The organism is Vibrio sp. 970 (genome assembly GCF_033339075.1).
Genome location: NZ_JAWOTW010000015.1, coordinates 25,490 through 48,578, shown reverse-complemented (window position 1 = coordinate 48,578; position 23,089 = coordinate 25,490). Strand labels below are relative to the sequence as shown.

Here is a 23,089-nt window from a genome sequence, read left to right as displayed (position 1 = left end):
CTGTTGTTTTGTCGCTCGTTGCTCGTAGCCTTTACGGAAAAATTCGCACCTTTTTCATCCTCGGGCTATATAAGAATAAGAAGGTGGAAAAGGGGAATGATATGCGAGCATTATCTGAATGGCTAAAAGAATACGGGGAGAGTCACCAAAACCCTATCAACCAAAAGATTCACACAATCGCAGTTCCAGGTATCTACCTTTCTGTGGTTGGACTTATTTGGTCGATTCCCCAGATTTCATTATTAGGCTTCGAACTTAATTGGGTTTGGGTAGCGGTGATCCCCACTTGGGTTTTCTATTTTCGTTTGTCTCTGAGCGTATTCATGATGATGATCGGCTACACATTAGCGTGCATTGGCCTTATTTGGTCTCTAGAGGTATTGATGTTGCCCGTTCTGCATATTTCTATGCTTTTGTTTGGCGTATTGTGGATATTGCAATTTATCGGTCACAAGATTGAAGGTAAAAAACCGTCGTTTTTTGAGGATTTACAGTTTCTACTCATCGGCCCGATTTGGGTGTTCAGAAAACACTAGCGATAAGCAAAATCAGGCATCATCCGAATGACACAAGACATATAACGTTCAGAGATTATGTAGCTCTTACTACAGAATACCTCTCCTTCTTATTGCCACGACAAGCATTCACTTTAGATACGCACTATGATTAAAGAGGTGCCAACGCACTTTACGCTATCGAGATACTTAAACTTACGGCAAGTTTACTTTAGGGGGATGAATGTACGACCGACAATATAAATATGCCTATTGGAGAGAAGAGCGTAAAAAAGGCAAATGGCACTATATATTAAAGTCCTTCTTTATGATTTGTTGTGCATTACTGCTTGGTAAAGTCATCGGTTTGTTCATTTTGGGAGAGCTGCATTCTTTAAGCGACATTTGGGAACAACTCCCTGCGGATGTTTTTATTATGATGCTCGTGGGCTTTCCAATTAGTGTCCTTGGTTGGTACCACGAAGAGTCAAAGTTTTTCCGGGCACTGCGACGCAAAGAAAAGCGGTTAAAAGGCAATCAAAACAAACCGAAATAGAGTAACCTTTGTCTCTGTTTGGATTGCCACTTACCTATCTGAACGATTCTATCCCTTCCAGTCGTTTAGCGTTTAGTTATGTGTTGCAAAAAGCCTTCTTAATACAGCAGCCCCCAGTGTTGTGGAAATTGGTACTGTAAGAAACATTAAAAAACGAAGTTGAGCATTAGCGTATAAAGGCTCGCACTGTCATCCTTTGGGGCTGATGAAAACGCGCCAGAGCTATTATTGTAGGCGTTGAACCTTTGCCATTCTGCGTTCAGGGAAACGTTGTAATCTAGGTCATATCTCAACCCGAGTAAGAAACTGTCTCCACTTTTTTTATCCCGACTATTAAACTGCTGACCGTAAACAATATAAGGAGTCAGCTTGTTTACATTATAACTTGTTGTCGCGTACCAAGATGAGGAAAGATTGCTGGTCTGTCCTTCTGCCATAATCACAATGTTATCGAGCTCGTATCTTAACCCTAGAGAGAACAGATCGATCGTGTTGTTTTTTTCTGTTTCAACTAGACGGTCAATGATTGTGGTTCCGCCACCGGGAGTGGACTGCTCAATGTTAGAGAGCGTCGTTGTTTGATCATAATCGCCGTGGAGGTAGGAAAAATTCCAACGATAGCTCTCTCCGCTTAGCGTTAAGTTCATCCCTGCAGTATTGTTTGACTCAATTTCCAATTCAGTACGTTCATTGATGGTTACGTCACTATTGTCTTTAAACCCGACAAACGGCATGGCGGTAAGTACGACTTGCTCATTGAGGTCATGAATCCAGCGTGCAGATAGGCCGTTATAAGCCGTGATACCTAGAATGCTGTCATATACCTCATTCGGTGGGCGGGCTTGGGTAAAAGCGTGGCCGACATAGTTGTACTCAGACATCAAAAACAGTGGCAGTCTTAAGCGTCCTCCTCGTATTTCTATGTTTTGATAGGTATAAGCCAAATACGCCCACTCGAGCTGAGGCGAGCTCCAATGGTCTTGCGGGCGCTTTACGACTTGTGCGGATGCCCGAAATGCCTTGTGAAAATAATCGAGCTGCATGCCGAAAGTGGTATCGCAATCGAAACAAGATTCATCGCCAATAAAGCGGTTAACTAGTAACGTAGTTGGGTTATCGGATTTTGCCCACGAAGTAGAGCCAAAACCACTTAAAGAAAGTTGTTCTGTTAGTTCAATCGTGGCTGAGCTCGGAAAGGTCGCGATACTCAGCGATAACATGGTTAAATATTTTTTCATATCAATTCTCCGAGCTAACCACACATAAAACATGAGCATTACTAGGGACGCTCGATGTTGGGGCATAACCAATTCTATTCGGCTTCTCTTGCATCCATGCTATGAGGTCATCAATGCTGGAGCGTGCAATCACTTTTGGCGGTCTAGCTTTACCTGAAAAAGACAAGCTTGCCCAATGCGCGTTCATTTGCGCTAAATTTTTGTTGAGAAGATAACGATAGAACTCAGCTCTTTCTGTTGATGTCGCAGGCCAGTCAGAGAGTTCAATTCGCTGGCCTTGTAAAAGTTGCGTCTTCCCTCTGTACAACTTTCGCGCTTTATTGACAGTGAGCGGAGAGAATTCGTCATTAAATGAGAAAACGGCGTAGCTCTCTGCAGCGAGAGCTTGGCAATTTAATGAAAGAAGGGCAATCAGAATAAACAGATAGCGTTTTATGTAACGCAAAGGAAAAGCAACGCGAGAATGATTTCTACTCATAGAATCCACCTACATTGCTTGTTCAATTTGATACAACAGTTTTTCTTTGCGCACAGGCTTTGGTACGTAGGCATCCATTCCTGAATCAAAGCAGCGTTGAATATCATCATCAACGACGCTTGCTGTTAATGCGATAATGGGCGTCTTAGCTAATCCTTTACTCGCTTCATAAGCTCTAATTTGCCTAGAAGCTTCAAACCCATCCATTATGGGCATCATGCAATCCATCAAAATAACATCAAACTTTCCATCTTTTTGGAACATTTCGACTGCAATTTGTCCGTTTTCTGCGACTTCGAATTGATAGCCTGCTTTAGATAGCAATAGAGAAGCCACTTTCTGGTTCACTCTATTATCTTCGACAAGCAAGATGCGTTCGGAGCGAATAGGCGTTACCGTTGCTTCTGGTTGCTCAGAACTTGCAGGTAGTTCATGAGTTTTATCGGGAGTAGTGTTCTCTTGGTGTGGTTCAGCAGGCGTCGTGTTGGAAACGCGTAACCCTATTGCCTTATCTAACTTCTCTTTGAGCAACCCTGCTTTAAACGGTTTGGGCACATAGTCATCCATTCCAACGTCAAAGCATTTTTGTATATCGTCATCGACCACACTTGCCGTTAGAGCAATAATCGGAATTCTGAAAGCGCGTTTTTCTTTTACTTCTATTTGACGAATTATTTGGGTGGCTTCAAATCCATCCATTACGGGCATCATGCAGTCCATTAAAATTAGGCTGTATTGATTCTGTTGAAATTTCTCAACCGCTTCTTGTCCGTTTACAGCGACATCAAAGTCGAAGCCAGCTTTTGTGACGTGTAGCCCCGCGATTTTTTGATTGACCGTATTGTCATCAACGACCAAAATTTTCGGCAGAGATTTAACATGTTGCGCTGAAGTGCTCTCTTGTTGTGCGTGCGAGAAATTTGCCGCACAACTTTCAAGTGCTTTAATTAAGCGCTGCCCTAGTAGTGGCTGAGTGACCAAGGCGCTGATACTGTTTCTAAAGTCGAATTGTGGGCTATGGAGGTGCTTGATGAGGCAGACACGAATGTTTCGTTTACAAAGGCTTTCTATCTCATCGATATGCATCGCCGCTGCATTTGGTGATGCTTCTACATGAATAACGATAACGCGCTCGTTATCAATCCACGTTGGCAACGCACTTAAGGTATCTACTGACTGCGTTATATTGATGTTGAAAAAACTTAACTCGTTACGCAGTTTTTGTTCTAGTTGAGTACTGCTGCATACAATCCATATATCGTTGTGATTCAGAGCGTGATAAGCGTTAAACTCTTGCGTCACAACAGGAGCAGTTAGTTCAAAGAAGAAGCGACTGCCTTTACCTTTCTCGGATTCAAGTTGAATTTCTCCACCCATTAGCTCAACTAATTGCGTGCTAATGGCAAGCCCAAGTCCAGTTCCCCCAAATTGTCGGGTAGTAGAGTTATCCTCTTGGGCAAATGGAGCAAATATTTTCTTTTGCTGCTGGGCATCAATACCAATCCCAGAATCTTTAACGGAAAACTCGATGACCGCTTCACCATTTTTAATTTCGCGGGTGATGACCGATAGCTCTACACTGCCTTGTTCGGTAAATTTTACCGCGTTAGACATGAAGTTCATGACAACTTGGCGTATACGATGGTCATCCAACATTACGTGGTAAGGCGTGTTACGGCTAATGTTGACTTGCACATCGATGCCTTTTTCCTTTGCTTTCGGTGAAATGATAGAAGCAATGTCATAGATAGACTCTCGAACACAAGTTGAATGTGGGCTAATGAGCAACATCCCAGATTCAATTTTTGAGAAGTCTAGAACGTCATTAATTAAACTCAAAAGCAGTTGGGAGGAGGTTTCAATCGTGTCGACGTAATCGCGTTGTGTGGCAGTCAGGGAAGTATCGGATAACACTTCAGAGATGCCAATAACGCCATTTAGCGGCGTGCGGATCTCGTGGGACATGTTGGCCAAAAAGCTACTTTTGGCTTTACTCGCCTTAATTGCATCATCTTTTGCTTGTTCTGCATCTTCTTTAGCTTGTGTGAGCTTTAGTCTGGACAACATCCGCTCATCACTAAGCTTTTTTACCTCTCGAGCAAACTTACTCAGCTCGTCTTTACCCTTTATTAGTTGAGCAAGAGGTGAATTTTCAGTGTTACTTTGTTCATTGCTTTCGTTACTGAGAAATTTGAGGACTAGATTCAAGTTTCCAGTAACTTTTCGCACCAATCTTAGCGTTAAACTTACGACCAACAGCGTTAAAAGGCTCATCATTGCGATAAAGGTAAAGCGGTGCTGTGTCGTCGTGTTGATTGTCTTTGATATATCATCACTCAGCTGTTGTTCCATTTTGTCGTCAACACTTTGTAATAACGATAAGCGTTTGTTGAGTGCAGATAACCCCGCATCAATCTCATCCGGGGTTAATGATTTGAGTTGAGCTGGTTGCAATAAATAAGCACGAAACTCTTGGCTTTTGATAAAGACTTCACCCGTAAACGTCTCAATGAGCAGATCTACTTGTTGTTGATTGGCATTTAGCGTCACAAAACGCTCTAGAAATAGTTGTTGGTTCTGGATTAAAGATTGGATAAAAGCCTGTGTTGTGAGGTCATACTCGTTATTTTCCTCTGAAGATCGAATCAAATATTCGCTTAATCTATGCTCTTCAGTGGACCAAAACATCAACCATTCAAGTTGCATCAAAGAAGAAAGGTGAGTGTTTGTTTCATAACTCACATTTCTAAAATAGACTTTGTCTAAGCTCATGAGGATTTCTTTGAACGTATCAGCGCGCCACTCTGCCGCATCTAACTTTTCTTCTTGATTTTGCGAAGAGAGCATCGAGAGGGTTGCTTCCTCAAAGCTTGTCAACTGGTTTAGTATCTCAGCGTTTTCACCGAATACTGGTGCAGCGGTGTCGCGTAACAATTGAGATATCTGCTGAGTTTTTAGTTGCTTATCTATTACATCAGGGTTATTCGGTAGGTGATAAAGCGAAGATACGCGGTCGATGTAGACAGAGAATAACTGTGCTTTTTGTAGTTCCTGAGCCTGGATAGAAAGGCTTTGTACATGTTTACCCGCGAGGACAAGCAACAATAAAATTGGCAGCAAAACCAACCCAAATAGCTTTTGTTTTACCGACAGGTTGTTCCAAGAAAAGATTCCTACCACGCGCATTTCCATATCCAAGAAGTTGATATGAAAAGTGTAGTTTATTTATCTCAGATGTTAGATTTTAAGAGAAAATTCATATTAATGAGGTGGGGGAAGTGTGACCGATATTGCATTACGAGTACTAATGCGCTAAGCGGCAATAGTTAACAAAACGGCGTTCTAAGCAAAGTGATTGACGCTTTGAGCGCCACTCCCTCGTTGGTATTCAAATGCAATCAATTCCTCGGCAGGTACAGGTCTACCTAAGAAAAAACCTTGTACGACGTCACAGTGGAGAGACTCCATTCGTGTGAGTTGAGTTTGAGTTTCTACGCCTTCGGCTACTACTTTCATTCTTAGGTTGTGAGCCATGGATACAATCGCGCGAACTAATGAATCGTCTTGATCGCTTTTTCGGATTTGAGCGATAAATGAACGATCAATCTTGAGACCGTCAAAAGCCATATGTTGTAGGTAGGCAAGGGCTGAATACCCCGTACCAAAGTCATCTAGCCAAACTTCCACTCCGATACTTTGTAGTTTTTTAAGCACATATTGAGCTTTCTCTGTATCATCAATAAAAAGTGACTCTGTCACTTCAACATGAATGGTTTGAGGGGCGACATCATGTCGTCGTAAATACTTAGAAAATAATTGACTTAAATCTTGGCGATAGATTTGTCTTGGGGACAAGTTTAGTGCAATGTGAAAATCAGTACCGAAATGTTCTGCCCACATTGCCCGCTGAGCAACTGCCGTCTTAATGATATGTTCTCCAAGCTCCAATATTAAATCACTTTGCTCTGCGATCGGGATAAACGATTCTGGACTGATATAACCTTTCTCGGGATGATTCCACCTAACCAATGCTTCGACCCCAATTAGGCGATAGGTTTTTAGATCAAATTGTGGTTGATACCACAGCTCGAATTGAGACAAGTTACGTACTGAACGACGCAGTTCTCGTTCTATGTATAAACGTTGTTTAATCGTTTCATCAAACGTGGAATCGTATATCGTCATAATGTCTTTACCGCGTCTTTTGGATTCCTGCGCCGCAAGAGAAGAAAGCTGTAAAAGAGACTCAGCGTTTGAACCAAATTCTGGATACACAGCAACTCCGAGGCTTGCCGTAATTTGAATATCGTTCTCTTCCAAACTAAAGGGAGAGAGTAGTTGGCGATGAATAGCGTGCGCTTTTTCTCTAGCTTCATGATTGTCCGAGCACGGAAAGGCCAGTACAAATTCGTCCGCACCTACTCGACTTACGATGGTAGAAAGGCGGTAAAGCGGCTTAAAATAACTCGGCAAACGGCCTTGAAGCTCTGAAGCAAGATGGCCTAGCAATTTATCCCCAATGTTATGTCCGTAGTTATCGTTAATGTGCTTAAAGTCATCCAAGTCAATAAACACAACCGCAAGTGAGGGAGATTTGTGGTCAGTTATTTGCGTTTGAATATCAATGAGTAACTTTTCTCGGTTTGGCAGGGAAGTCAGAATATCGTGGTACGCCATGAACTCAACTCGGCTGGTGTATCGGTTCACTTTGTTTGACATTTTGTTGTACGCCGAAATAAGTTCTCCCACTTCATCTTTGCTTTGTATGTCGGTGACTGGCAGCGCTTGGGTATTTGACTCTGAAAATTGATCTTTTAGTTGCTTGAGTGGCTTAGTTAACGACCGCCCCAAAGCATAAGCGATGATGCTACCGAATAGAACGGATATCCCACTGATCGTTAGCAGCAAGTTAAACATCTTCTGTTTATCGTGTGAGGTAATCGCTTGGACTTGTTCAATGTTCTGTTCTTGCTCTTCCAGTAGATGTATCAAGTTAAGCTCAAGATATACCGCCCCAAGAGTAATATTTGATTGCTGAATCGGCGCTGCGATCTCCAACTGATGCTTGGAAAAGGAAACGAGAGTTCTGGATTCTTCTATTGCTTTCAAAATAAAAGGAGAGCGGTGATGAGGTTGGGCAAACATCCTTAGCTGAGTAGTGCCGTCGTGAAAGATTAGCCCTTCATTGTCAACAACATGTATTTTCGAGACATCTGGCTGGCTCAATGTTGCCTTAATTTGCTCATACGCTTGACTGATATTGTCTGTATAGAGTGGATCAAAAAGCTGTTTTGATAATAGCTCTGCATAAACCAACCCTTTTTGCTTAACGTAAGATTCTGTTTTTTCTTGAGAGTTGTTCGTGATTTGTTGAGTTAAGCTATTTGAATATGCATCGTAACCGTGCATGTATAACGCAAGATTTATCACCACAACAAACAAGACAACGAACATTGTCGAGCAAATGTATTTGGTTTCGAGTGAGAGCTTTTGAAACATCAATCCACCTTCGGTAACAAGTGAACTGACTTGCGCACTGTACTTAAGGAGGCTCGCATTTCTGGAGTAAGCGCGCTGAATTTTTTGGTGTTCTGAAACTTTTTAAGTGCGAGAGAGCCTTCGTGAGTTGTATCCATATCAAGCAGTATGGACGTGATTTTACGCTGTTGCTCTAGGCTCATGCTTGGAGAAGCGAGAATCAAATCCCTGGGTATTTCAACAGAACGAGAAAAAATCGCTAGTTTGTCTTTCATGTTCTCTGGCAAATCTTTGGGATTGTTCCAGTTGAAGTTACTGAATGCTCCTGCTGCAACTCTCTGTTTATATACCCATACAGATAGGTTGATTTCATTTGACTGAGCGAGTTGCTCATCAAGGAATAAATAACCAATGCTGTCTTTGGCCGGTTTGTCATCAGGAGAGGGAAGGTATTGCAGTTTTTCTCCGTGGTTCAGCAATGTAATCGCAGGTAGGTAATAGCTGCTGGTAGACGTGCGCTTTTCGAAAACAAGCGTTTTTCCGCGCAGGTCAGAAAGTGACTCAATGCCACTCTCTTTATTAGTAAAGAACACCGTATGATATTTTTGCAGGCCTTTTTTCCATCGTATAGCAAGAACTTGGCTATTAGACTCCTTTTCTAAGGTCATCGCATTAAAGGGGGTCGCCGTTGCAATTTGAACGGTGCCATTTTCAAGCGCAACCGCGAGCTGACGATAATTTTTAAATACCTTTACCGCCCCTTTTGCGTAACCATATTCAGTCATATTTTCAGTTACATACTGAGTAAGGGGCGTCGCTTTTTTGATTTTGCTTTGGGCTTTATTGGACACAATGCCAAATGTGAATGTTTTCTCAATATTTTCTTGTGCACTGACAACAAAAGGTGAACTCAGCAAAGTGAGTAATAACAGAGTGCAGGCAGGTTTCATCCGGCTTCAACTTCCTTCTGGTGCATGTCAGTAATATTTAGTATTTATCAATGTGCCGAAATCAATCTTAAAAACAGTATGATGTACAAATTTCGTTGTGTGCGCACTTTTTATAATGTGACTTGGTCACTTATTCCGTTCAAATAGTACCGAATTTGACGTTTATGTACAGGATGAATGTATCACCGTGAGTCTGAATTCACTGGATTCTTGGTCAAGCGCTGTATTGGCTGTGAGCTAATGCGCCTTATGTATCGCTATTTTGTACTAAGAAAATTTTTCCAATTGTTTTTGATACTTTTTCTCGAGAGCTTCATTGCCTGCTGCACGTTCAAGTTGAATCATGAGTTGCAAAGAGGGCTTCTTCACGCCATACATTTGATTGAATCTCATTAATCGAATTCTAGCTTCAGTATAATCACCGCTATCAATTTCTATTTTAGCGAGTTGCAAAATCGATTTTGGTCTATGAGGGTCATGATCGATAGCTCTAGTAAAGTAGTATCTCGCTTTGTCTTTATCTTGTGATTTTAGCGCACAAAAAGCTGCATTCTCATAGCTTGCTGGAATAAGGTAGTAATAAGGCTGCTCAATGGCTCGATTAAACATCTGATCGGCTTTTTCGAAGTCACCTCGCTTGCAAAGAAAAGTACCGTAGTTATTGAGCACATTTCCGTTTTTAGTGTGTTGGCGTAGAGAGCGTTTATACATCTGTTCGGCTTTAATATCTTCACCAACCGTTTCGTAGTAGTGAGCCATAGATAATTGCGCGCGATAGTATTGAGGTGCGTGGTTTAAGGCTTGTTGTAAGTTATCATGCGCGCGAATCATGTTACCGCCGTCTAAATAACCTAAGCCAAGTGCGATACGTGATTCTGCCATTGCCACAGGATCGGCTTTAACGACAGGGCTTCCATCTTCTTTCACCGTCACGCAACCCACGAGTGCAAACTGAGACAATAATATTAGTGCACCGAGCTTTGCTGTTTTCATTCTTTATCCCTACATCCCTGAATCTTTCTGCATGATATGAATTACTTAGCAAAAACCTATTGAGGAAAAAACACTATGCGATCAGGTTTGCAAACTGTTATGAAAAAGCCGCCATATGGCGGCTTGGTTCACATATTACATTTCGGTAATGATGAGTGCTTTGTTTGCTTATTTTGAAGCTAATCGTCTTTAGTGAAAGCATCTTCACTGAAGTGATCGAGATCGTACGGTGTTTGCTGATAAACACAGTAGTTCAGCCAGTTTAAAAAGAGGAGGTGTCCATGGCTTCTCCAGCTTGCAATTGGTGGGTTATCTGGGTTGTTGTTTGGGTAATAGTTGACAGGAATAGCGGGCTCCATACCTTCGCTTAAATCTCGGATATATTCATTATGTAAGGTGTGAGAATCATACTCAGGGTGTCCTGTGACAAAGACATTGCGTTTGTCTTTTGTGGTGGCCAAGTACACACCTGCGACATCCGATGTCGCTAAAATGTCTAAGTCAGTATGCTCTTCTAGAAAGTGAGGCGAAAAATCTGCGTAACGCGAGTGAGGAGCCAAAAACGTGTCATCAAATCCACGTAAGATAGGGTGAAATTGATGATGGATTTGGTGATGATACACGCCTGAAAGTTTTTCTTTACGCGTTTTTTTAGGTAGATCGTAGAGTAGCTTTAGTCCTGCTTGCGCAGCCCAGCAAACATAAAGAGTGGATGTCACATGATCTTTTGCCCACTCCATGATGGTTTTGAGATGATCCCAATAAATGACATCTTCAAATTGCACCAAACCTAATGGAGCCCCAGTAATGATCATGCCATCGAAGTTTTTATCTCGCACCATTTCAAATTGGCGATAAAACGTGTCTAAATGTTCAGTTGGCGTATTTTTACTCGGGCGGTTATCAATGCGCAGTAATTCGACGTTAACCTGTAGTGGGCTGTTTGAGAGTAGACGCAGAAACTGAGTTTCAGTCTCTATTTTTTTTGGCATCAGATTAAGGATCAGCACTCTTAAAGGACGTATTTCCTGACTCGCTGCACGCGTTTCACTCATCACGAAGATGTTTTCTGTCCTTAATACATCGGTAGCTGGTAATTGATCTGGAATTCTAATTGGCACGACTTTCTCTCCCTAAGTATAGTCAATCTAGACGTCTATACTTCTAAAGCTAACTTAATTAAGTTTAGATGTCGATACGAAATCCGACTTTTCAATCTACTCTTTACATTATGGTAAACCGTACTCGGGGTTGTCACACAATTGTGACTAAAGCAGAGTTTCTGATGAGATAGGTTTGAAACGCAGTGTGTACTATTTGCTGGTAATTATGCGATCACGTTAATATGTGAAGGTGACTTCGTAGTAAGGAAGTCTCAAATTAATGAGCCATACTAAAAACAATCAGCTCACCATTTTGCATTAATGTGCATATTTGGAAACATCGTCAGTGGAGGACATTATGTTCGGTATTTTCAAGAGAAAGACAAAGATTCAGAGCATCGCTCAAGAAGTTCCTTGCGTGCTACTGCATTCGTTTGGTGATAAAGACATTTATACGCCGGAAGAGATTGATCAAGCTCTTCAAAAGCTGGGTTATGATAAGAGCAAGGATATCAGTCATTATCAGTATGCGTATGGAATGTTTGCCGATGAAGCCTCTTACGAGCTCCTAGAACTAACGGATGAGCTAGGTAATTATGGTCATTTCCAACGTGAAGTAGGTAAGATGCTACTCAATACACCTGAGCCGATTGATATGCATATCTACTTTGAAATTTCTCGTCAGCACCAAAACGTCAGCCTTTCACCTGGTCATCAAAAAGTAAGCGAAAGTGATGGTGTGTAAACATCGTTAGTGGTATTCCATCGTGAGATGAGTTGGGTATAATGCGCGGCCTAATTATCCGGACATGTTGTCGGTTACATTTCTGTTGAGCGTTAATGCCTTATGTTCAAAATGCTTGTCTCTATGCCACCAATGTTGGCGCTGTCGATAGCGATTGTATGTGAAGTGATTGCCACTTCTTATATTCCCAAAACAGAGCAATTTACGAAAGTAATGCCGAGCACAGTCGTTTTGATTGGTTACGGCATCGCTTTCTTCTTGCTTTCCGTCACAGTGCAAACAATGCCTGTCGGGGTTGTTTATGCCATATGGAGTGGTGCTGGGATCGTTTTGGTTGCGACGGTTGGTTACTTTGTTTACGGACAGCGTCTAGACTTACCAGCCCTAGTTGGTATTGGGTTTATCATCGCTGGTGTGTTGATCGTAAATTTATTATCCAAAACAGTAGGGCACGAATAACGCCACTCTACTTGTTAAGTGAATAAGAAGCCGCAGCGAGAAATTGCTGCGGCTTTTTAGTGCAAATTCAATCGCTAATGGCGAGTATTGATATGACGTCTTATTATTGCATTCATCACGGTCGCATTATGTGATTGAACAATAGGCATTATTTAGCGAATTGAAAATACAAAGTTATGTTTCTTCAAACTTTAGGAAAGGGCAGTAGATAAATCACTCCGATAGATGTTAACGTGGCGACTCATCTTTACTGCTTTTTCATTCCCTACATATTTCTGCAAAGTTCTTATTGTGTAGTGTGTCGAAGAACCATAGAATCCGCGCGCTTTAATTTATGTTATTAGCGTTATCAATGATAAAAGTGCAGTCCATTATCATTGTTTTTATCACTTATAGATGGGCACATCTGACAATACTTACATGAACAAATACAAAAAGCCTGCATTCAAGGCCGAATTTCTTTTGCCTCGTTACTGGGGAACGTTAATTATCATTAGCGTGATGTACTTACTTAGCCTCCTTCCTTTTAAAGTTCAACTAGCTTTGGGACGCAAAATTGGTCGTTTAGCTATGCGACTCATGAGAAAACGTCAAGTTACGATCAGACGCAATCTTGAGCTTTGCTTCCCTCATATGGAAAAATGCCAACGCGAAGCAATTCTAAAAGACAACATCGACAATACTGGCATCGCACTTTTTGAGACCGCAATGGCATGGTTTTGGTCAGATAAACGGGTAAACAAACACGTCACGATAAAAGGCATGGAGCATCTAGAGGCTTTAGAGAAGTCAGGCAAAGGTGCATTAATGTTGGCCGTACATTCAATGAATCTAGAGTTAGGTGCTCGAGCTTTTGGCATTAAAAAGTCTGGAACCGGTGTTTATCGCCCAAACAATAATCCGTGCTTTGATTATTTTCAGTATAAGGGACGCTCTCGCTCTAATCGTACACTGATTGATCGTAAAAACGTCAAAGCCATGCTTGAATCACTTAAAACGGGTGAGCGGGTTTGGTATGCACCGGACCACGATTATGGTAACCGACGCTCGACATTTGCACCGTTATTTGCCGTTAAAAATGCTTGTACTACGACAGGTACAAGTTTGTTGGTTGATTCTACAGATTGCGCCATTGTGCCTTTTACGATGGTAAGAGGAAAAGACGGACACTATACCCTAACCATTAGTGCGCCCGTCGAAGGTTTCCCGAAAGAGGATCATCAACGCGCCGCCGCATTCGTGAATCAAATAGTTGAAACATCAATCATGGCAAGTCCGAGCCAGTATATGTGGCTTCATCGTCGGTTTAAAACTAGACCAGAGGGTGAGGACTGTTTGTACAAGCCTAGGCTCATCCCTAGCTTGGCATAGCATGTAGAGACTAAAAAAGCCCAAGGAACATACGAACCTTGGGCTTTTACTTTCTATTCGTTTCGCTTTATAAGTAGCGATCTTTTAGGTGAGCTTGAAAGTGTTTAGCATTCAGTGTTTCACCCGTGGCTTGTTTTACCAACTCATCAGTGGTGAATAAGCTACCTTTACTCCAGATGTTTTTCGAGAGCCAATTGAATATCGGAGCTAAGTCGCCAGAACGAATAACCGCATCTACATCGACGGTTTGTTTCATTGCTGCCATAAATTGTGCAGCGTACATCGCACCGAGCGTGTAGGACGGGAAATAGCCAAAACTTCCATCTGTCCAATGGATATCTTGCATACAGCCATTTTTGAAGTTTCCTTCGGTTGATAGCCCCAAGTACGCTTTCATCTTTTCGTTCCAGAGTTCTGGTACATCTGTATGTTTGATGACGCCGTTCATGAGATCTCGCTCAATTTCATATCGAAGAATAACGTGAGCAGGATATGTTAGTTCGTCAGCATCTACGCGAATAAAGCCTTTTTCTACGCGAGTGTAAATTTTGGCTAAATTGGCTTTTTCGAATTCACTACCAGAAAAATGGTTAGAAGCCAGTCGAGCGAGGTGATCGATAAACGCGCTGCTTCGTCCTATTTGCATTTCAAAGAAGAGTGATTGTGATTCATGAATACCCATAGAGCGAGCTTCTCCCGCGGGTGTTCCTGATAAATCTTTTGGTAGCCCTTGCTCGTATCGAGCATGGCCAGTTTCGTGGACAATCCCCATCAATGATTGGACAAACTCGTTTTCATTATAACGTGTCGTAATACGCACATCTGTCGGTACACCGCCACAAAATGGGTGGGTACTCTCATCAAGTCGACCGTGTTCAAAATCGAATTGAAGTAGCTTCATGACTTCCAAACCGAGCGCTTTTTGCTTTTCCGCAGGGTAGTGCGCAGTTGGCAATAAGATGTTGTCTGATTGTTGTTTTTCAAGCGCTTCATCGATCAAAGTAGGAAGCCAGGTTTTCACGTCAGCAAAAAGAATGTCTAACGACGCAGATGTTGTGCCAGGTTCATAAACATCGAGCATGGCATCATAAGGAGTCGTGCCATTTGCTTCGGCTCTAATTTGCGCTTCTTCCTGCGATAGCTTTACGACTTCAGCCCAGTTCTTTTCAAAACCAGCCCAGTCATTTTCTCCACGTTGTGTACGCCATGCATGTTCACATTTGGAGCCAGCAAGAGATTGAGCTTGAACTAATGATTCTGGTAGTAAGTTAGCTTGCTGCCACCCACGCTTCATTTCTCTTAGGATAGATTTTTCTTTTGTAGACAGCGTCTCTTCTTCTGCCTGAGCGAAAAGCTCTCCCAAGTGCGGTTGAGTCATTAAAGAATGGATATGTACATCGAGCTCTGCCGTGGCATTCGAGCGTGCTTCAGCGCCACCAGGTGGCATGACCGCTGCTTGATCCCAATCTATGATGGCAGATAGATGCTCAAAATTTGCCACTTTTTTGGAATGTTCAACGAGTTTTGTAAATGCGTTCATGTGACTACTCTTATTCTTTTGTTCTTTCCCTAAACACCCGATAACGGGTCCTTCATATGGTGTTGCACTAAGCAACCTGCGTTAATTTACTAATAATTAACAATTAACTCCAACCCATTGTCCATAAACTCACCCAGTTGTATAGCTCTCTTAAAAAAGAAGCTTGCGAATCTTGTGGATTGGCGGTATTGATGAAGGATTAACAATTAATTATCACGATAATATGGATATTTTGAATTTCGAGGCATTTATTATTGCCATTACGATTTTAACGTTAACGCCAGGTTTAGATACTGCACTTGTTATCCGTAACACTAGCCGATCGGGCCTAAAAGATGGATGTACAACCAGTCTAGGGATTTGCTTTGGCTTATTCGTACATGCTTTTTTTTCTGCGGTTGGTATCTCGGCGATTCTTGCGCAATCAGCAGAGTTGTTCCAAATCGTAAAAATGATTGGTGCGGCTTATCTTATCTGGCTTGGTTTGAGCAGTTTAAAAGCGCTAATGTCGTCGAAAGATGGATTGACCGTGACCGAGCAGATTCACGAAGTGTTTAATGGTAAGCGATCTTTTAGAGAGGGCTTTCTTTCTAACGTCTTGAACCCAAAAACGGCGGTCTTCTATTTGGCTTTCTTGCCACAGTTTGTGAATCCAGAAGGTTCACCCTTGCTTCAATCAATGATGATGGCATCTGTACACTTTGCTATTGCGATGGTTTGGCAGTGTGGTTTAGCTGGCGCGCTTAACTCGGCTAAAAATCTACTAAAGAATGCAAGCTTTATGAAGTGGATGGAAGGCGCGACGGGCGCAGTATTAGTCGCACTTGGTGTGAAGTTATTGATTGAAAAACCCGTTTAATGCGTAATATTTATCGATTGTTGATACTACTCGCTGTATTTATTGTGGGGATAGGTGCCGCTGTTGCTTGGCATACGTGGCCACAAGTACAGTTTGCGCAACGCGGCATGATCTGGTCTTGGCACTGGGGCTACTTCGAGCCTTTTGCTAATGGAATACAACAAACGCGAACTCAAGACACTAAACAGTTATTGCTCAGGCGTGTGTATTTGCATGACGCTATTGTCGTTTTTGTTTCGACAACTATGGACAATAAATTTGAGGTTGACGTTGTAAAAGAGCAAACCTGTGAACCTAAAACGACAACTTGGGCTTCGGTCTCTGTCAATCATCAACGTGTTAGGCATGTACCTATGGTGTGCGATGCGTTTGGGCAAGGCTACTTTTATCGCTACATCGGGAAACATCTGGAATCGATTGAGGTTGGTGTCGGCGACTCGTTTGTAACAGAAGCATTTTTAGACTGGCCGCTATCAGAGTTGAAAGCGGATCAATTCAAGCAAAAAAATGCGAAGTTTTTTGAAGAACGTGGAGAAAACGTTGAGCATCAATGGTTGAGAGATTAACCATTTAACCGAAGATAAATAAAGCCCGCTAAATAATAGCGGGCTATGTGTTTTTACCATTTCTAATGTGTTTTGCTCTCTGTGACTGGTAGTTTGTGACCGCAAACCTGCCGTTTCACTAAGCTTTCACTGCTTCAACTTCACCTGATTGCGATGTTGAGCTAAAGAACAGTTTGGTTTCTGCCAGTACGACGTGACGCAGTGCGATCAAACCAATTAGGTTAGGAATTGCCATCAGACCGTTTACGATATCAGCCAGTAGCCAAATCATATCGAGGTGAAGGAATGCACCAGATGCCACCAAGCCGACGAAAATCAGTTTGTATGGAAGCACAGCTTTAGTTCCGAACAGGAACACAACGCAACGCTCACCGTAGTAGTTCCAACCAAGAATGGTGGTAAAAGCGAAGAACATCAAACCGATTGAGACGAGCATAGGGCCAAATGTATCTGCATTTAAACCCACCGCAAAAGCATGAGTCGTCATCGCGGCACCTGCAAGGTCACTTTGCCATGCACCGGTCAGGATTAGAGCAAGGCCTGTCATGGTACAAATAATGATGGTATCGAAAAAGGTACCCGTCATTGAAATTAGGCCTTGTTTAACACAAGAGTCTGTCTTCGCTGCTGCTGCTGCCATAGGCGCGCTACCCAAACCAGATTCATTTGAGAACACACCGCGAGCGATACCTGATTGGATTGCCAACATGATGCTTGCACCTAGAAAACCACCAGTCGCTGCTGTTGATGTAAAGGCTGAAACCAGCACTAATTCAACGGCATTGAACAATTGGTCTGCATTCATGATGATCACGCTTAAACACGCCAACACATAAAATACAGCCATGGTAGGAACCACTTTTCCTGCAACGTTAGCAATGGATTTGATGCCACCCAAAGTTACGAAAGCAACCAAAAGAGTTAGTACAAAGGCAGATAGCTCACGGTTAACACCAAGAGATATCTCACTTGCATCCAGAATCGCGTTTACTTGTGGAAACGTACCGATACCAAAACAAGCAACACCCAAAGCAAACACTGCAAACATGATCGCGAGAGCTTTTGAGCCAACACCGTATTGCAAGTAATACATTGGGCCACCAATCATTTGGCCTTTATCATCGACTCTTCGGTACTTAACCGCCAACAAACATTCGGCGTATTTAGTCGCCATTCCGAAAAGGGCAGCGAGCCACATCCAGAATAGAGCGCCTGGTCCACCGAGTTTGATTGCTGTGGCAACACCAACAATGTTACCAGTACCAATTGTTGCTGAGAGCGCAGTACAAAGAGCTGCAAAGCTAGAAACGTCACCTTGAGTATTAGATGACTTATCTTTACTGAATACCATCGCTAGCGCTGTTGGGAGGTGTTTAAACTGGATCAAGCCAAGGCTAAAAGTGAAGTAAACCCCTGTACCTACTAGCAAAATAAGCAGCGGTGGACCCCAGACAAAATTATCGATGGTTTGTAGTAAAGATTGTAGGTTGTTCATGATTTCCCCTTAATAAAACAACTAATAAGGAGAAGAGGGAAAGGACGAGATCAACGATCTCTAAAAGAACTAAGCTATTGGTTGTAGGCGGGAAGGCCAAGCAAAATAGTTAGGTTGTAACTTTCCACTCCTCTGTCCTTTTGCCTGAGAGTTTCACCTTGCGTGAGTGCAAGACTTGCTCCTTCGGCGACCGATTTAACGGTTCTCTCCAGAGGTTCCTCCAACTACAGTCCCCGCTACCTAGGTAGCACCTGAAATAGTTAATTCTTCGGCGAGTTATGCTAATCAAATGTTAAAATTTGATTAATAACCACTCTCCTGCAGTCTTCATCGGAACAATTACTCAATTAAATGAGTAAAGGTTAGTTAATGATGCTGGTCATCATTAACGTGTGAACTCTATCATGTTTTTGGTCCATTTCAACACCCTATGTCAATTTATTTTCAATGAAATAACCTCATCAATTTTCATGAAGGTATGTTTGCCAATCTTTTTGTGCGAGTCACGGCATAAATAAAATTTATTGGGTTAGGGAATGGAACCCAAAAACACTTCAGAACGATAAATGTGTTTCGACCGTTACGACATAAGTTATTCAATTAAGGACACAAAATTGATTAAAATCGGAGCACTTATTTTAAAATCTACGCTAAGTTGACCTTATGGTACGTATAAATGGGTTACAATGAATCTTTGTGAAACAGTCTACGGACCTAGGCAGTTTTTCATGAGTGGACAAGGAGGCGGTATGACCAGATTATTAGCCATTGCGGTGTTGATTGCAGTAGCATTTGTGCTGTTTCGTTATCGAACCAATGAAAAAGTCCAAAAAGCGACCGTTATAACATTAATTGGCGCATTTCTGATTTATACAGCATCAATTATGTTTGCGGAATTGATCCGCTAGCAAAGTAAAAGAGTCCTTGGAGTAGTATACGGTGAGTTCTCAGAACAAAATGGAAGAGCAAGACGACGTAGTTGTCATTGAAGAGCGTGACAAACGTACGCATATCTATATCGCAATCGCTGCGGTGTTAGGCTTGGCATTTGGTGGCCTTGTTGGATCGGTTGTCACTGCGAACAAGTGGGAATCGACTTACCACGTATTAGAAGAAAAGTATCAAGCACTAACGCAAGATAAAACCCAGTTGGCATCTCAAGTAAAAGTGCGTGAAGAGGCGCTTGACCAAGAGATACAAAACCAAGTTAGTGAGTTACTCGCCGCGAAAGATGAAGCTCATCAGAAAGCACTTAAGAAGTTGCAAAAGCAATTGACTGAGGTCGAGAAGGTTAACTTGTCACTAGAGTCTCAATTGAAGCAGCAGGCAGATAAGATCAACACGACGAAGTCAGAAAATGAGAAGTTGAGTCGTCAAGCGGATATGCAAGCGACTATGTTTGAGCGGTCCCGCGAAGTATTCCAGAAAGAGCTAAAAATTTCGCAAGAATTAGAGTCTCTCGAGAAAGAACGGTCGAAATTATTACCTAAGATTGAGAAACTCAAGAAAGAGTGTGACGTATTTTTAGAAGGCAAATCTTGGGACGTGAAGTCGGACGCGTGTGATAAACATGACGAAGCTAATTCACGACTAAGTCAGGTCGATCAAATGATTGAAGTCTATAAAATGGACCTCAAACAAATCAAAGCAATAACGGAAGATATCGGCCTTTAAGTCTTTTGTATCCGATTTTTGAAAAGCAAAAGGAGCTCTTTAAGAGCTCCTTTTTCGTTGTTAGCTATGACTTTAAGGCTGCTCGTATATTAGATTCGTGAGGCGTCATAGCCTGAGGCGAGCAGGAGCTCTCGTTCGTGTTTAATCAGCTGAGCTCGATCTTCAATTAGTTCATTGAGTGCTTGAGATGGCTTACCTGCTAATGCTTTGAACGAATCAAAAGATTCCGCGGTGTCGATTTTATCAATCATCTGACTGATGACATTACGAGCCTCACACGGGTTACTCGTCGTTGTAAAGTATTCTACTTGCTTTGCTGCCGATTTCATCTCAGTTAATAGCTCAAGCGGGCTACTTTCTTTGGCTACTGCCATGTAGTTATCCAGCACGCGCTTTGCATAAAGCAGTTCTTTGAGGGGGATATCTCTTCCGCTCTCGATTAGGGATTCGCTAAGGATCATACTTGAGCTCATGGGCATTCCTTCTTATTACTACGCCGCTTTTGATGTTTCCTTGAGTCTAATTTATTGAAGTCACATTGGGAATGGGTAAAAAGCATTTTTAACGCATTTTTATTCATTTATGAAAACACGAATGCGATGCTTATCTGGATCGATAGCCATAAAATTTAACCCATACACTGATGTCGCTGGTGGTTGAACAAACTCAACACCTAGGTCTTTCCAGCGCTTGTAAATGCGCTCTAGCATATGACTATTGGGCACCGATAAAGACAACTCGGTGCCACCACCTCTAATTCCGCTGTAGGGTGAAAGATTATCTCTTTGCTTGAGTGTCAACGTTAAGCCTTCGGTCAGTGGAATAGCGGCGAAGGTTGGAGACAACTGCGTGACTTTGCGTTCGAACAGTTTCGAATAAAAAACTTGGCTTATGTGGATGTCCTCAACGTAGAGAACGAATGAATTGATAGTCAGCATGGTTTGTTCCTTAATCAATTAGAAATAGTAGGGGCAATCTAACGGAAAGGAACGACAGGAGTTGTCAGTAGAACATTCTCGAAGGTAAGTGACAGAATAAGAAAAAGGAGCCGTTTAGCTCCTTTTTATCAGCGGAATCATTGGTATTAATGAGTGTGTTTGGAAGAATACCAGTTGTTTTGATACGCTTTAGATGCAAATAATGCGTTTGCTTTTGCACGCTCGATAATAGATTCGTCCACCTCTAGCGGCTTCATGGTTTGGTCTTTAAAGTCGTACGCCAGGGTCGATATCTTTTCACCAGGGGAAAGCACAACGAGATTGTCGCGCGTTAAATAACCAAAGTTTTTGTCGTATTGCATCATTGCGCGTTCATCTTCGCGAGCCAGTGGCTTCGTTAAATCACGACCAATCATCGGTGTTTTAGCATCTACCCCAATCAGAGATAACAGTGTAGGCGGCATGTCTATGTTGTTTGCTATGCGGTCATCTTTACGTGGTTGAATGCCTTTACCAAGGATCAATGCTGGAATGTGAAAGTGCTTAACTGGAACAAGGTTAGCGCCAGAAACACGTGCATCATGATCTGCAATTACAATGAAAATGGTATCATCCCAATAAGATGACTTTTTCGCCTTTTCAAAGAAAGTGCCCAAAGCGTAATCGGAATATTTAACGGCGTTGTTACGCGTCATATATTTTGAATCGTATGGCTCAATTTTGCCTTTTGGATACTCATAAGGGCTATGATTACTTGACGTAAAAACTAAGCTAAAAAAAGGTTTGTCGCTTTTTGAAAGGCGTTCAAACTCTTCGTTTGCTTTGTTATATAGATCTTCATCACTAACACCCCAAGAGCCAACAAAGCTTGGGTTGTTATAATCGTCTTCTTCTACTATTTGATCAAAACCGTTACCAAAGAAGAAAGTTTTCATGTTGTCAAAGTTGGCTTCACCGCCGTAAATAAATTGCGTGTGATAGCCTTGAGCTTTCAGTAAGTCCGCGATGGTAAAGAAACCCGTTTGGCTTTTACTCAGCTTCACTACAGCGCGAGAGGGAGATGGAGGAAAGCCCGTGGTTACGGCTTCAATTCCACGAACAGAACGAGTACCAGTGGCGTACATTTGTGTGAACTGCCAACCTTCCTTCATGAGTTCATCAAGGTTTGGTGTTAGAGGCAAACCGCCCAAAGCACCGACAAATTGGGCGCCTAAGCTTTCTTGTAGCAAAATCACTAAGTTTTTATGTTTACCCTGGTAAGTCGCGGGGTTACTGTTCATGGTTGGGAGTAATGAAGGGGTGAAGTCGGACTTTGTTGATGAAGTGCGAACTAATTCCAACATCTTTTGAGTGTCCATTTTTCCGTAGAACTGCTCAGCACTCTTTTCTGACTTCATGCTATTAACCGCAAACAACAATGAGTAAGATGAGTTCAGTGCTAAGTCGTTAAGCAGTGGATCGTTAGAAAAGGCGACCATAGCAGGATTTAGCGGGCGGTGACCTAAAGATGAGCGAGCACCTGCAACCCCAAAAAGAACAACGAAAAGTGCCAATAGTGGTCGCCATTTCCAGTTGACCTGCTGCGCCTTATCGGTCAGTTTCTTACTCCACTTCCAACCTAAAGTGATGGTTAAAACTGTACCTAACGCACCAATAAACAGTTCTAATTTGTAGCCAGTCCAGAGCATACTCAAGACTTCTTTTGGGTAGATTAAGTATTCCACAAACAGGCGGTTTGGACGTAGGTCGTATTCCTGAATGAATGGCGCTGTTGCGAGCTCCATGTATACAAGCACCCAAAGCCCTAAAACCATCCATATGCGTAATATTCGCTTCCAACACTCTCCCATCTTACCGGTTAATGGCATGAAGGTTGAAAACAGTGCTGGAAGAATAAATAACCAGCAAAGCGTTGCAATATCTACGCGCAAACCTTGACCTAGGATGTAAATTAAGTCGTTTAGAGAGTCAATACGGTCAATCTGCCAAAAAGCTAGCAAAACTCTTGAGATAGACAGAAATAGAAGCGAAAACAAAGAAAAGGCAGCAATTGGCTGCAAAGGCCCCCACACAGAGCTCTTTGATAAGTTTTTCATATTTATTCGAATAGTTTAATTGTTATGTTGTGTTGTTTTTAGCAAAGCAAGCGTGA

21 protein-coding genes and 1 riboswitch are annotated in these 23,089 nt (G+C 42.3%); of the genes, 9 read left to right on the top strand and 12 right to left on the bottom strand.

Translation table 11 applies throughout. The features are described 5' to 3' along the window. Window positions 1–101: 101 nt before the first annotated feature. A complete protein-coding gene (locus tag R7Q11_RS19400; RefSeq protein WP_005377800.1) occupies window positions 102–536 on the top strand; it encodes a DUF962 domain-containing protein in 435 nt (144 codons plus the stop codon). Window positions 537–738: 202 nt separating this feature from the next. Beyond that, window positions 739–1,050, top strand: coding sequence for a hypothetical protein (locus R7Q11_RS19395; protein WP_225466644.1), 312 nt, complete (start codon window positions 739–741; stop codon window positions 1,048–1,050). Between the two features lie 146 nt (window positions 1,051–1,196). Here the strand turns inward: R7Q11_RS19395 and R7Q11_RS19390 are convergent, their stop codons facing one another. From R7Q11_RS19390 to metA, 7 genes are all read right to left on the bottom strand, one after another. Then, the gene (locus R7Q11_RS19390) at window positions 1,197–2,288 is read right to left on the bottom strand and encodes a hypothetical protein (RefSeq protein WP_025766727.1); all 1,092 of its coding nucleotides are present in this window, start codon (window positions 2,286–2,288) and stop codon (window positions 1,197–1,199) included. A 1-nt stretch (window position 2,289) separates the two neighbouring features. Further along, window positions 2,290–2,766: a hypothetical protein gene (locus R7Q11_RS19385; RefSeq protein ID WP_017633987.1), complete on the bottom strand. Its 477-nt coding sequence runs from the start codon at window positions 2,764–2,766 to the stop codon at window positions 2,290–2,292. Between the two features lie 9 nt (window positions 2,767–2,775). Then, window positions 2,776–5,952: a response regulator gene (locus R7Q11_RS19380; RefSeq protein WP_225466643.1), complete on the bottom strand. Its 3,177-nt coding sequence runs from the start codon at window positions 5,950–5,952 to the stop codon at window positions 2,776–2,778. A 156-nt stretch (window positions 5,953–6,108) separates the two neighbouring features. Further along, entirely contained in the window at window positions 6,109–8,265 is a 2,157-nt protein-coding gene (locus R7Q11_RS19375; RefSeq protein WP_225466642.1) for a GGDEF domain-containing phosphodiesterase, read from the bottom strand. After that, entirely contained in the window at window positions 8,265–9,194 is a 930-nt protein-coding gene (locus R7Q11_RS19370; RefSeq protein ID WP_053303129.1) for a phosphate/phosphite/phosphonate ABC transporter substrate-binding protein, read from the bottom strand. Before R7Q11_RS19370 ends, R7Q11_RS19375 begins: the two co-directional genes overlap by 1 nt. A 267-nt stretch (window positions 9,195–9,461) precedes the next feature. Then, window positions 9,462–10,187 (bottom strand): type IV pilus biogenesis/stability protein PilW, encoded by a 726-nt coding sequence (gene pilW / locus R7Q11_RS19365; protein ID WP_017820928.1) that lies wholly within the window; start codon window positions 10,185–10,187, stop codon window positions 9,462–9,464. Between the two features lie 179 nt (window positions 10,188–10,366). Then, on the bottom strand, window positions 10,367–11,308 hold the full coding sequence (gene metA, locus R7Q11_RS19360) for a homoserine O-acetyltransferase MetA (protein WP_005377792.1): 942 nt from the start codon (window positions 11,306–11,308) through the stop codon (window positions 10,367–10,369). Between the two features lie 340 nt (window positions 11,309–11,648). Between metA and R7Q11_RS19355 the strand changes: the two genes are divergently transcribed. The 3 genes from R7Q11_RS19355 to R7Q11_RS19345 all read left to right on the top strand — a co-directional run bounded on the left by R7Q11_RS19355 (window position 11,649) and on the right by R7Q11_RS19345 (window position 13,865). Next, window positions 11,649–12,035: a DUF6559 family protein gene (locus R7Q11_RS19355; RefSeq protein ID WP_005377791.1), complete on the top strand. Its 387-nt coding sequence runs from the start codon at window positions 11,649–11,651 to the stop codon at window positions 12,033–12,035. A 123-nt stretch (window positions 12,036–12,158) separates the two neighbouring features. Then, window positions 12,159–12,494 carry a DMT family transporter gene (locus tag R7Q11_RS19350; protein WP_069593657.1) on the top strand — a complete coding sequence of 112 codons (336 nt, stop codon included), beginning with the start codon at window positions 12,159–12,161 and terminating at the stop codon, window positions 12,492–12,494. Window positions 12,495–12,914: 420 nt separating this feature from the next. Further along, window positions 12,915–13,865 carry an LpxL/LpxP family Kdo(2)-lipid IV(A) lauroyl/palmitoleoyl acyltransferase gene (locus R7Q11_RS19345; protein WP_225466641.1) on the top strand — a complete coding sequence of 317 codons (951 nt, stop codon included), beginning with the start codon at window positions 12,915–12,917 and terminating at the stop codon, window positions 13,863–13,865. Window positions 13,866–13,932: 67 nt separating this feature from the next. Here R7Q11_RS19345 and R7Q11_RS19340 read toward each other — a convergent pair whose 3' ends face one another. Continuing rightward, window positions 13,933–15,405 carry a carboxypeptidase M32 gene (locus R7Q11_RS19340; RefSeq protein ID WP_225466640.1) on the bottom strand — a complete coding sequence of 491 codons (1,473 nt, stop codon included), beginning with the start codon at window positions 15,403–15,405 and terminating at the stop codon, window positions 13,933–13,935. 223 nt (window positions 15,406–15,628) lie between these two features. Between R7Q11_RS19340 and R7Q11_RS19335 the strand changes: the two genes are divergently transcribed. Together R7Q11_RS19335 and R7Q11_RS19330 are read left to right on the top strand one after the other, a co-directional pair. Next, window positions 15,629–16,264, top strand: a complete 636-nt coding sequence (locus R7Q11_RS19335; RefSeq protein WP_017820932.1) for a LysE family translocator — start codon at window positions 15,629–15,631, stop codon at window positions 16,262–16,264. Continuing rightward, entirely contained in the window at window positions 16,264–16,830 is a 567-nt protein-coding gene (locus tag R7Q11_RS19330; protein WP_005385713.1) for a hypothetical protein, read from the top strand. Before R7Q11_RS19335 ends, R7Q11_RS19330 begins: the two co-directional genes overlap by 1 nt. A gap of 118 nt (window positions 16,831–16,948) precedes the next feature. On the opposite strand, the gene R7Q11_RS19325 is transcribed toward R7Q11_RS19330, so the two are convergent. Beyond that, the gene (locus tag R7Q11_RS19325) at window positions 16,949–18,325 is read right to left on the bottom strand and encodes an alanine/glycine:cation symporter family protein (RefSeq protein WP_005377785.1); all 1,377 of its coding nucleotides are present in this window, start codon (window positions 18,323–18,325) and stop codon (window positions 16,949–16,951) included. Window positions 18,326–18,447: 122 nt separating this feature from the next. Beyond that, window positions 18,448–18,547, bottom strand: a riboswitch (glycine riboswitch). Window positions 18,548–19,074: 527 nt separating this feature from the next. Here R7Q11_RS19325 and R7Q11_RS19320 point away from each other — a divergent pair. Both R7Q11_RS19320 and R7Q11_RS19315 read left to right on the top strand, forming a co-directional pair. Beyond that, window positions 19,075–19,233: a hypothetical protein gene (locus R7Q11_RS19320; RefSeq protein ID WP_005377784.1), complete on the top strand. Its 159-nt coding sequence runs from the start codon at window positions 19,075–19,077 to the stop codon at window positions 19,231–19,233. A gap of 31 nt (window positions 19,234–19,264) precedes the next feature. Then, window positions 19,265–19,999 carry a chromosome segregation ATPase gene (locus R7Q11_RS19315; protein ID WP_017820934.1) on the top strand — a complete coding sequence of 245 codons (735 nt, stop codon included), beginning with the start codon at window positions 19,265–19,267 and terminating at the stop codon, window positions 19,997–19,999. 89 nt (window positions 20,000–20,088) lie between these two features. Here the strand turns inward: R7Q11_RS19315 and R7Q11_RS19310 are convergent, their stop codons facing one another. The 3 genes from R7Q11_RS19310 to R7Q11_RS19300 all read right to left on the bottom strand — a co-directional run bounded on the left by R7Q11_RS19310 (window position 20,089) and on the right by R7Q11_RS19300 (window position 23,033). Next, complete coding sequence (locus R7Q11_RS19310; RefSeq protein ID WP_054576467.1) at window positions 20,089–20,472, bottom strand: hypothetical protein; 384 nt, start codon at window positions 20,470–20,472, stop codon at window positions 20,089–20,091. A 99-nt stretch (window positions 20,473–20,571) separates the two neighbouring features. After that, window positions 20,572–20,937, bottom strand: coding sequence for a VOC family protein (locus R7Q11_RS19305; protein ID WP_005377781.1), 366 nt, complete (start codon window positions 20,935–20,937; stop codon window positions 20,572–20,574). A gap of 146 nt (window positions 20,938–21,083) precedes the next feature. Next, on the bottom strand, window positions 21,084–23,033 hold the full coding sequence (locus R7Q11_RS19300; protein ID WP_225466639.1) for an LTA synthase family protein: 1,950 nt from the start codon (window positions 23,031–23,033) through the stop codon (window positions 21,084–21,086). Window positions 23,034–23,089 lie beyond the last annotated feature (56 nt).